The sequence below is a fragment of the Tritonibacter sp. SIMBA_163 genome (assembly GCF_046535935.1).
Taxonomy (GTDB): domain Bacteria; phylum Pseudomonadota; class Alphaproteobacteria; order Rhodobacterales; family Rhodobacteraceae; genus Epibacterium; species Epibacterium scottomollicae.
In genome coordinates this window covers 1-362 of the sequence record NZ_JAWJBP010000175.1, presented here as the reverse complement: position 1 = coordinate 362, position 362 = coordinate 1, and the positions used below count along the sequence as shown (strand labels likewise).

At 37.6% G+C, this 362-nt stretch carries 1 protein-coding gene; it reads left to right on the top strand.

Features of this window, described 5'->3' with window-relative positions:
• A partial coding sequence (locus R0J92_RS21960; protein WP_411053206.1) for a hypothetical protein occupies window positions 1-362 on the top strand: 362 nt, incomplete at both ends.

Sequence of the window (362 nt, the reverse complement as noted above, 5' to 3'; positions counted from 1 at the left end):
AAGGCGAAGTGCTCCACAAAATCAATCAACTACTGGAAATCCTAAATTTGATAGGACTTCACAAAATAATTCTCTGAAAAATGATGCGTCTGCGAAAAAAGAAATAGAAAGAGGACGGCAGCTTGATGGCTCAAGTGTAGATACAAAAGCAGATGATTATAAGCCACCATTGTATGTGGCGGATGGAGAAGATGTGGAAAGAACAGATCAAAAAGAAACGGGTGCAAGTGCTTCTAATCTATTACCAAAAGTGGATATTGAAAGAAGCGAACAAGCGACTAAAGATCAACTTGCAGAGGAAAGTCGTAATAAGACAAATGTTTCTAATCAAACACCAAAAGTTGATATAGAACGAAGTGAAC